Annotated in this window: 9 protein-coding genes; 3 read left to right on the forward strand and 6 right to left on the reverse strand. The window is 70.6% G+C overall.

What is annotated here, in order from left to right; genetic code table 11:
* Positions 1–179 precede the first annotated feature (179 nt).
* Positions 180–1,196, reverse strand: a complete 1,017-nt coding sequence (locus WA805_RS07485) for an NAD(P)-dependent alcohol dehydrogenase (RefSeq protein ID WP_425240371.1) — start codon at positions 1,194–1,196, stop codon at positions 180–182.
* 215 nt (positions 1,197–1,411) lie between these two features.
* Between WA805_RS07485 and WA805_RS07490 the strand changes: the two genes are divergently transcribed.
* The gene (locus WA805_RS07490; protein ID WP_425240372.1) at positions 1,412–1,864 is read left to right on the forward strand and encodes an iron chaperone; all 453 of its coding nucleotides are present in this window, start codon (positions 1,412–1,414) and stop codon (positions 1,862–1,864) included.
* A 6-nt stretch (positions 1,865–1,870) separates the two neighbouring features.
* Here WA805_RS07490 and WA805_RS07495 read toward each other — a convergent pair whose 3' ends face one another.
* On the reverse strand, positions 1,871–2,788 hold the full coding sequence (locus WA805_RS07495) for an alpha/beta hydrolase family protein (RefSeq protein ID WP_425241970.1): 918 nt from the start codon (positions 2,786–2,788) through the stop codon (positions 1,871–1,873).
* A gap of 83 nt (positions 2,789–2,871) precedes the next feature.
* Here WA805_RS07495 and WA805_RS07500 point away from each other — a divergent pair, with 83 nt between their 5' ends.
* Together WA805_RS07500 and WA805_RS07505 are read left to right on the forward strand one after the other, a co-directional pair.
* Complete coding sequence (locus WA805_RS07500; RefSeq protein WP_422277964.1) at positions 2,872–3,198, forward strand: hypothetical protein; 327 nt, start codon at positions 2,872–2,874, stop codon at positions 3,196–3,198.
* A 48-nt stretch (positions 3,199–3,246) separates the two neighbouring features.
* Positions 3,247–3,696: a RidA family protein gene (locus WA805_RS07505; RefSeq protein ID WP_425240374.1), complete on the forward strand. Its 450-nt coding sequence runs from the start codon at positions 3,247–3,249 to the stop codon at positions 3,694–3,696.
* Here WA805_RS07505 and WA805_RS07510 read toward each other — a convergent pair.
* From WA805_RS07510 to WA805_RS07525, 4 genes are all read right to left on the reverse strand, one after another.
* Positions 3,633–5,084: a rhamnulokinase gene (locus tag WA805_RS07510; protein ID WP_425241971.1), complete on the reverse strand. Its 1,452-nt coding sequence runs from the start codon at positions 5,082–5,084 to the stop codon at positions 3,633–3,635. The genes WA805_RS07505 and WA805_RS07510 overlap by 64 nt on opposite strands.
* The gene (locus WA805_RS07515; RefSeq protein WP_422289007.1) at positions 5,081–7,138 is read right to left on the reverse strand and encodes a bifunctional aldolase/short-chain dehydrogenase; all 2,058 of its coding nucleotides are present in this window, start codon (positions 7,136–7,138) and stop codon (positions 5,081–5,083) included. Before WA805_RS07515 ends, WA805_RS07510 begins: the two co-directional genes overlap by 4 nt.
* Positions 7,139–7,143: 5 nt before the next feature.
* Positions 7,144–8,310, reverse strand: a complete 1,167-nt coding sequence (rhaI, locus tag WA805_RS07520; RefSeq protein ID WP_425241972.1) for an L-rhamnose isomerase — start codon at positions 8,308–8,310, stop codon at positions 7,144–7,146.
* Positions 8,303–8,544, reverse strand: a 242-nt coding sequence (locus WA805_RS07525; RefSeq protein ID WP_425241973.1) for a hypothetical protein, incomplete at its 5' end; no start/stop codon positions are given. The genes rhaI and WA805_RS07525, both read right to left, overlap by 8 nt.

Genomic DNA, 8,544 nt, shown 5'->3' on the forward strand with positions numbered 1-8,544 from the left:
TGGCGATCGTGCTCGCTGTTGAGCCGGCCTCGGTCTTTCTCTTGTTCACGACCGTGGTGACCATCGCCGGTGTTGCCGCGGGCACTGTCTTGTCCGTCCTGTGGTTCATCAGGATGGCGCGCCGCTGCGGCCTGCGGGTCCGCTTCAGGCAGGCCTGACGCGGACCGGCGCAGGAAGGTTCAGGGTACGACGACAGCGCGTCCCTCGACGAGGCCGAGCTCAAGGCGTTCCAGGACCTGGTTGATGTCGTCAAGCCGGTGGGTTTCGGTTGCCGCGGTGAGCTTGCCTTGCTGCGCCAGGGCGATCACCTCGGCCAGGTCGTTGCGGCTTCCCCAGACGCTGGTGGTGAAGGCGACCTCGGGTGCCTGGCTGAAGAACCCCATCGGCACGCTGCCGCCGGCGAGGCCGACCAGCACGAACAGCCCCTGCCGGGCCAGCGCGGCCAGGCCCAGTCTCATCGTGGCGTCGATGCCCACGAAGTCGAGCACCGCCGCCGGGCCCTCACCGCCGCTGAGCTCGCGGATCTCCTCCAGCGAGCCGGCGGCGGACCCGTCGATGGCGTGATCGGCGCCCAGGCTCATCGCGAGCTGCCGCCTGACCGGTGAGGTCTCCACCGCGATCACGGTGGCGCTCGTCATCAGCTTGAGGTACTGGACGCCGTACTGGCCCAGCCCGCCAGCCCCGATGACCACGGCCGTGGTGCCCGCGAGCAGGTACGGCAGGGCCTTCTTCACCGCCCGGTACGAACTCAGGCCCGCATCCGTCAGGCCCGCCGCCTTGACGAGGTCCAGGTGACCGGCCGGCAGCAGGTGGCGGGTTGCCGGGACCAGAAGGTAGTCGGCGTAGCCGCCGTCCGGTCCCAGGCCTCCCCAGCGCGCGCCGTCGCACAGCTGCTCATGGCCGCCCAGGCAGAAGCGGCAATGCCCGCAGCCCCATCCGCCGTAGACCACGACCGGATCTCCCTCGGCCGGGCCTTCGGCGCCCTGCCCGAGCGCGGCGACCCACCCGGCGTTCTCGTGCCCCATGATCAGCGGGATGCGATGCGGCGGCACGCTCCCGTCCTGCTGATGCAAGTCGGAGTGACACACTCCCGCGGCGGCGACCTTGACCAGCACCTGCCCAGGCCCCGGACGCGGGGTGGGCACTTCCTCGACACGCAGCGGCTCCCCGATGGCGTGCAACACCGCAGCCCTCATCTCATCCTCCCTGGCCCTGCGTAGCGAGCGGCTGTTGTGAGGCTAACCCGCCGCCACGGCAGCCACGCAACGGCAGCCGCCGTAACGGCATACGAACATTCGAGCAGGAATCGAGAAGCACCGCGATGGTGCCGGGGCCTAGCCTTTTCACTGGGAGGCCGGGACGACACCGAGCCCCTGAGTGCCAAGAGAGTGTCAAGAAAGGAAGCCTGACAATGCCCGCGAAGGATGCCCAGACCCAGACCGAAGGCTTCAGCGCCGAGGAGCGTGCCGCGATGAAGAAGCGCGCCGCCGAGTTGCGCGCCGAGGGGAAGAAGGGCGCCAAGAAGGCCGACGGCCTGCAGGCGGTCCTCGACGCCATCGCCGGGATGGCACCGGAGGATCGTGCGCTCGCCGAGCGCGTGCATGTGACGGTGACTGCGACCGCCCCCGAGCTGACGCCGAAGACCTGGTACGGAATGCCCGCTTACGCGAACGCGGACGGCAAGGTCGTCGTCTTCTTCCAGGACTCGGGCAAGTTCAAGTACCGCTACTCGACCCTGGGCTTCCAGGAGGACGCGCACCTCGACGACGGCGACATCTGGCCGGTGTCGTACGCCCTGACGGAATGGACCCCCGTGGTGGAGAAGAAGGTCACCGAGCTGGTAAAGGCCGCGATCTCCGGATAGTCGTCGCTACCGGCGCGGGTTCATGTGCCGGTCGAGGAAGGCGATGACGCCTTCGATCGCGTCCTCCTGGACCTGGTCCGGGCTGGCGGTGGCCCCGTCGGACGACGCCGGGAAGAGGTAGCCGTGCAGCGGGTGGTCCCAAGTCACCCACGACGCCTCCTTACCGCTTTCCCGCAGCAGCTCGTAGCTGAGGCGGAAGATGCCCTGGAGGTGGTCGCCGTCCCGGCCCATGACGAGGATCGGGACGTCGATCGGCGCGATGCGCTCGCGGGCGACCGGAAGGTTGGTGCGTGACCGTACCCACGCAGGGTCCCGCATCTGCATCTCCTCGATGTCCCGCAGGCCCGTCTCGGGGTTGACCGGCGCGGCGTCGCTCATCCGCAGGTCGAGGAACTCGTGATTCGCCGGCTCGCTGGCCACGCCCGCCCGCAGGATTCCGGGGTACCGGGAGGCCAGCTTGAACAGCATCTCCCCGGCGTGGCTGACGCCAACGTGCCCGAGGTTGCCCGCGTCCACCTGCGGGTGCCGGGCGACGTGCCGCAGGATGGCGAGCTCATCCTCGAACTCCAGGGGCGAGCGGTTCATGACCTCCATGCCCTGGCGCGCGTCGACCATGAGCGGGCCGCCGCGGTTGAAGCCGAGGTCGACCTCCGTGCGGTATCGTCCCCACCCGCACGCGTAGCCGGCCGCGAGGAGGCGCTCCATGATGGACGAGCGCGTGCGCGTCCACTCCCGCAGCCAGCCGATCCCGCCCCCGCCGTTGCCGTAGGCGAGGAACACGAACGGGAATCGCCCCTCGTCGGCGGGCGTTCGCAGCAAGTAAGGCACGTACAGGCCATCGCGGGACTCCGCCAGGTAGTACGCCGCGGGGCGGGCGGACCCCTCGACGTCCTCCACGAAGATGGGCTCGTCGGTGGTTTTCATGCGGGCATCGTATGCCGCAGTTGCGTACCGCCGATACACGACATATCTTGATTAGTAGCTGGATTGATAAAGGGGTGCGTGACATGGCGGCTTGGTACTCGGACCGGACGATGGGCTGGTCGGGGAAGATGGTGATCGCCGCGGTGGTGCTCGCCGTGCTCCTGGTGGCGGCCGTGCCGGTGGCGTTTGTCGCCGGAGTGATCTTGATGCTGTTCGGACACGTCATCGTCGGCCTGGCGCTGTTCGGCGCCTCGGTCCTCGCGGCCGTCGCTGGCGTTGTGATCGCGAGCATGAGCGGCGTGCGGCACCTGCGCAAGATGGTCAGCGAGCTGGTCGGCCAGCGCGGATACGGGGACGGATACGGCGACCGGGTCGTGCAGCTCGACCGCGGCGAGTACGACTACCGCTGAACGACGCGGCCCGCTCTTAGGGCGCCACGGCCGTGGCAGACTCCTGTCATGGCCGTGAACCTTGTCCGCAGCGCGCGGCTCTTCGCCGACACCGGGTACGCCTACGCCGCCAGGGCCAGCGCGGGCGATCTCATTTTCACCGCCGGCGCCTGCCCGCTCGACAAGCGGGGCAAGGTTGTCGCCCCTGGTGACCTCATCGCGCAGACGCGCCAGGCGCTAGCCAACCTCAGGACCGCGCTGGAGGACTCCGCGGCGGCGATCGAGGACGTGGTCAAGACCACCGTCTACGTCGCGAGCAGTGACCGCGGTGAGCTGGCAGCCGCCTTCGATGAGGTGGCGGCCTTCTTCGGCGATCATGACGTGCCGAGCACGCTGCTCGGCGTGGCCGTGCTCGGCTACGCCGGCCAGCTCGTCGAGATCGAGGCGATCGCGGTTCAGCCCAGTCCCGCACGCCGAGCGGCGGCCTCCCAGACGGCAACGCCCCCAGTCGGGGAGTAAGAGCGCAGCGAGAGCCCTGCCGACGACCGCAGCAGCGCCCGCATCCCGTCCAGCGACCCAGGCGCCGCCCCGAGAGAACGCGCCTGCACCAGGACATTGCCGAGCGCGGTCGCCTCCGCCGGCCCCGCGAGGACCGGCAGGCCGAGCGCATCCGCCGTCAGCTGGCACAACAGCTCGTTCTTCGACCCGCCCCCCACGATGTGCACCACGTCGGCGTGCCGCCCGGACAGCGACTGCGCGGCGAGCAGGGCACGCCGGTAGGCGAGCGCCAGGCTGTCCAGGATGCACCGGACGATCTGCGGAGGCTCCGACGGGGCCGGCAGCCCGCGCGAGGACAGCCACGAGACGATCCGGTCCGGCATCCCGCCAGGCGGCAGGAACACCGCATCGTCGGCGTCGATCACGAACCGCAAAGCAGGCACCGCGGCCGCCGACAACAGCAGCGACTCCAGCGACCCGGCGGCCGGGCCCCAGCACCGCACGCACTCCTGCAGCAGCCATAGCCCGGTCACGTTGCGCAGGTACCTGATGGTCCCGTCGATTCCGGCCTCGTTGGTGAAGTTGGCCAGCCGGCTCTCCTCGGACAGCACCGGCGCGGTCAGCTCCAGCCCCGCCAGCGACCACGTCCCCGAGGAGATGTAGGCGAAGGCCGGCCCGGCGGAAGGCACCGCCGCCACCGCCGAGGCGGTGTCGTGCGATCCGACCGCGATCAGCGGCACCCCGCTCACCCCGGGCAGCTCGCCCACCGGCCCGATGACGTCGCCCGGCCGGCGCAGCGGCGGGAAAAGACCGCGCGGAAGTCCCGCCGCGTCGATCATGTCAACCGCCCACGTCCTGGACGACACGTCGAGCAGCGCGGTCGTCGAGGCGTTGGTCACCTCGGCCCCGACGGCCCCGGTCAGCCAGTACGCGAGCAGGTCGGGGATCAGCAGCAGGGTCGACGCCGCCGACAGCAAGGGCGTCCCCAGCGACGCCGCGAGCTGGTAGATCGTGTTGAACGGCAGGTGCTGGATCCCCGTCACCGCGTACAGCGACGAAGCCGGCACCGGCACGGAGACCCCGTTCGTGCGAACGTCCCGGTAGTGCACGGGGTTGCCGACCAGCGCCCCCGACGAATCGAGCAGCCCGTAGTCCACGCCCCACGAGTCGATCCCGGCGCTGGCCAGGGAAAACGAGGCAGCGGCTGACCGCAGCCCGGAGACCACCGACGAGTACAGCCGCAGGATGTCCCAGTGCAGCGTGCCGCCGGCCAGCACCGGCTCGTTCGGGAACCTGCTGACCTCGTGCAGCGACACCCCGTCAGGCGACACCCGCGCCGCGAGCACCCGCCCGCCGGACGCCCCGAGATCGACGCCGGCGACCACGACGGAACCGACGGGCGAAGTCATCGCAAGAACGCCGCCGCCACGCCCGCGTCGACGGGGATGAGCAGGCCGGTCGTGAGCGGCAGGTCGCCACCGCACAGCGCGAACACGGCGGCGGCGACGTGCTCGGGCAGCACCTCGCGCTTCAGGAGGGTCCGTGACGCGTAGAACGCCCCGAGCTCGGACTCGGGCACCCCGTACACGGCGGCCCGCGACGCGCCCCACCCGGCGGAGAAGATCCCCGACCCGCGCACCACACCGTCGGGATTGATCCCGTTGACGCGCACCCCAATCGAGCCCAGCTCGGCGGCGAGCAGCCGCACCTGATGCGCCTGGTCCGCCTTCGCCGCGCCGTACGCGACGTTGGACGGCCCGGCGAACACCGCGTTCTTGCTCACGATGTACACGATGTCCCCGCCGAGCCCCTGCGCCTCCAGCATCGCGGCGGCCGACCGCGACACCAGGAACGACCCGCGCGCCATTACGTCGTGCAGCAGGTCCCAGTCCGCCACGGACGTCTCGGCGAGCGGTTTCGAGATCGACAGCCCCGCGTTGTTCACCACGAGGTCCACCCCGCCGAACGCTAGCGCCGCCGCCGCGAACGCCGCCGCCACCTCGGCCTCGCTGGTCACGTCCGCGGTGACCGGCACCGCCGCGTCAGCCGATCCGATCCCGGCAGCCACCTCACCAGCCGACTCGGCGGACCGGTCGGCGACCACGACGCACGCCCCTTCGCGCGCCAGCCGCTCTGCCGTCGCCCGCCCGATGCCCGATCCGCCGCCGGTCACCAAAGCCACCCGGCCGGCCAGCGGCTGAGGCGCGGGCCGCCGCCGCAGCTTGGCCTCCTCGAGCTCCCAGTACTCGATGCGGAACTTCTCCCTCTCCGGGATCGGCGCGTACGTGGAGATCGCCTCGGCCCCGCGCATCACGTTGATCGCGTTCAGGTAGAACTCGCCGGCCACCCGCGCCGTCTGCTTGTCGGCGCCGAAGCTGAACATGCCGACCCCCGGCACCAGCACGATCGCCGGATCGGCCCCGCGCATCGGCGGCGACGACGCGTCCGCGTACCGCTCGTAATAGGCCTGATAGTCCGCACGGTACAAAGCGTGCAGCTCCCGCAGCCGCGCGATGACCGCCTCTAGCGGCGCGGAAGGCGGCAGGTCGACGACCATCGGCCGCACCTTGGTGCGCAGGAAGTGATCGGGGCACGAGGTGCCGAGCGCGGCGAGGGCGGACAGCTTCTCGCTGCCGGTGAACTCCAGCACCGCCGGGTGGTCGGTGTAGTGCCCGAGCTGCCGCCGGTCGGCGGAGGCGAGGCCGCGGATCACCGGTGCGAGGGCCGCGGCTCGCGCCCGCCGCTCGGTCTCCGGCAGTGTCTGGAAGAGTTTTTCCCCGAACGGCCTCGTGGTTCCCCGCTCAGCGATGAACTTCTGCGCGGCGGCGATGATCTCCAGCGAGTGCGCCTCGCACTCGTCCGACGTGTCGCCCCAGGCGGTGATGCCGTGCCCGCCGAGGATCACGCCGATGGCCGCCGGGTGGTCCCGCTTGATCGCGGCGATGTCGAGGCCGAGCTGGAACCCCGGCCGCCGCCACGGCACCCACGCCACGCGGTCGCCGAAGCACTCGGCGGTCAGCGCCTCGCTGTCGGCGGCGGTCGCGAACGCGATGCCTGCGTCCGGGTGCAGGTGGTCCACGTGCGCGGCCTCGACAAGGCCGTGCATCGCGGTGTCGATGGACGGCGCCGCGCCGCGCTCTGCTGGCCCACCTGGCCCCCACCTTCCCAGGCCGAACGCGCAGTAGTCGAACGCCGCCACCATCTCGTCCTCGCGCTCGACACCCGGATAGACACCCGCCAGGTCACGCAGCGCCGCCAGCCGCAGCACGGCCAGGCCCGCCTCGGTGAGCGTGCCGAGGTCGCCGCCCGAGCCTTTCACCCACAGCAGCTCGGCCGGCTGCCCGGTGACCGGATCGGTGGCGGTGCCCTTCGCGGAGGCGTTCCCGCCCGCGTAGTTGGTGGTGCGCGGATCGGCGCCAAGCCGGTTGCTGCGCGCGAGCAGCGCGCGGACTGCGTCTTCCATCAGACTCAAGCACCCCAGCCTGCGGGGGAACCGCCCGTCCGTTCCGAAATAATCTTTTCCCCGTACCCGGACGCGAGGTACGCGGAGACCGGATCGGGCGCGAGGCCCAGCTCTTCCCGCAGCCCGGCGAGCAGCGGCCGGACGTCGGTGTCGTAGGCGTCCATGAGCACGGCGTTCGCGCCGAGCACGTCGCCGGCGCGCTGCGCCGCACCCAGTGCCCCGGTGTCGACGAGCAGCGCCTTGGCGGTCGCCTCCTGCACGTTCATGACCGAGCGGATCTGCGCGGGGATCTTCGGCTCGATGTTGTGGCACTGGTCGAGCATGTAGGCCACGCCGGCGGCCGGGGCGAGCGCGCCGGCCTTGACCACCTCGTGCGTGATCCTGAACAGCTGGAACGGGTCCGCCGCGCCGACCATCAGGTCGTCGTCCGCGTAGAACCTGCTGTTGAAGTCGAACCCGCCGAGCCGGCCGGCCTTGAGCAGCAGCGCGACGATGAACTCGATGTTCACGCCCGGCGCGTGGTGGCCGGTGTCGACGACGACCATGGCCCTGGGGCCGAGCGCCTGGCAGTGCAGCAGGCTGGTGCCCCAGTCTGGCACGTCGGTGGTGTAGAACGACGGCTCGAACAGCTTGTACTCCAGCAGCATCCGCTGACCGGGCCCGAGCCGGCCGTAGACGGCGGCCAGCGCCTCGGCGAGCCGGTCCTGCCGCGCGGAGATGTCGTCCTGGCCGGGGTAGTTGGTGCCGTCGGCGAACCAGAGCTTGAGGTCCCGCGAGCCGGTGGCGTCCATGATGTCGACGCACTCCAGCAGGTGGGCGAGGGCCTTCTTGCGCACCCGCGGGTCGGGGTTGCACACGCTGCCGAGCTTGTAGTCGTCGTCCTGGAAGACGTTGGAGTTGACGGTGCCGATGCGGATGCCGTTGTTCTTGGCGTGCACCGCCAGCGCCTCGTAGTCGTCGACCTTGTCCCACGGGATGTGCACCGCCATGCTGGGCGCGACCCCGGTGTACGCGTGCACCTGCGCGGCGTCGCTGGCCTTCTCATACGGGGTGCGCGGCACGCCGGGCTGGCCGAACACCTTGAACCGGGTCCCGCTGTTCCCGAACGCCCACGACGGCAGCTCGATCTGGTGATTCTTGAGGGCGTCCTTGACCGCGGTCAGGTCACGCATTCCGGTTCATCTCCAGCCGTGGTTTGGAACGTTTCAAACTTCCCTGTAGTTTCAGCGTGGCCCCGATCGGTGTCAATACGTCCCCCGCCGCCCGAAACTGAATCGTTACATCCCCCGTGGCCCGCTGCGGATCGCCGCCGCCGGCCGGTGATTTTCGCCCGCGTCCGGCGTCTGTACCGGTTAGGGAGGTGAGCGCGTCGTGGGCGACCGGCGGCGTCGGATTGTGGCGTGGGC

The organism is Trebonia sp., from assembly GCF_049794275.1.
GTDB lineage: Bacteria > Actinomycetota > Actinomycetes > Streptosporangiales > Streptosporangiaceae > Trebonia.

Excerpts from the sequence above, each read along its gene's own strand:
- WA805_RS07495 (WP_425241970.1), bottom strand. The coding sequence starts at position 2,788 with ATGAAAACCACCGACGAGCCCATCTTCGTGGAGGACGTCGAGGGGTCC.
- WA805_RS07515 (WP_422289007.1), bottom strand. The coding sequence starts at position 7,138 with ATGGAAGACGCAGTCCGCGCGCTGCTCGCGCGCAGCAACCGGCTTGGC.
- WA805_RS07490 (WP_425240372.1), top strand. The coding sequence starts at position 1,412 with ATGCCCGCGAAGGATGCCCAGACCCAGACCGAAGGCTTCAGCGCCGAG.
- WA805_RS07510 (WP_425241971.1), bottom strand. The coding sequence starts at position 5,084 with ATGACTTCGCCCGTCGGTTCCGTCGTGGTCGCCGGCGTCGATCTCGGG.
- WA805_RS07500 (WP_422277964.1), top strand. The coding sequence starts at position 2,872 with ATGGCGGCTTGGTACTCGGACCGGACGATGGGCTGGTCGGGGAAGATG.
- rhaI (WP_425241972.1), bottom strand. The coding sequence starts at position 8,310 with ATGCGTGACCTGACCGCGGTCAAGGACGCCCTCAAGAATCACCAGATC.
- WA805_RS07485 (WP_425240371.1), bottom strand. The coding sequence starts at position 1,196 with ATGAGGGCTGCGGTGTTGCACGCCATCGGGGAGCCGCTGCGTGTCGAG.
- WA805_RS07505 (WP_425240374.1), top strand. The coding sequence starts at position 3,247 with ATGGCCGTGAACCTTGTCCGCAGCGCGCGGCTCTTCGCCGACACCGGG.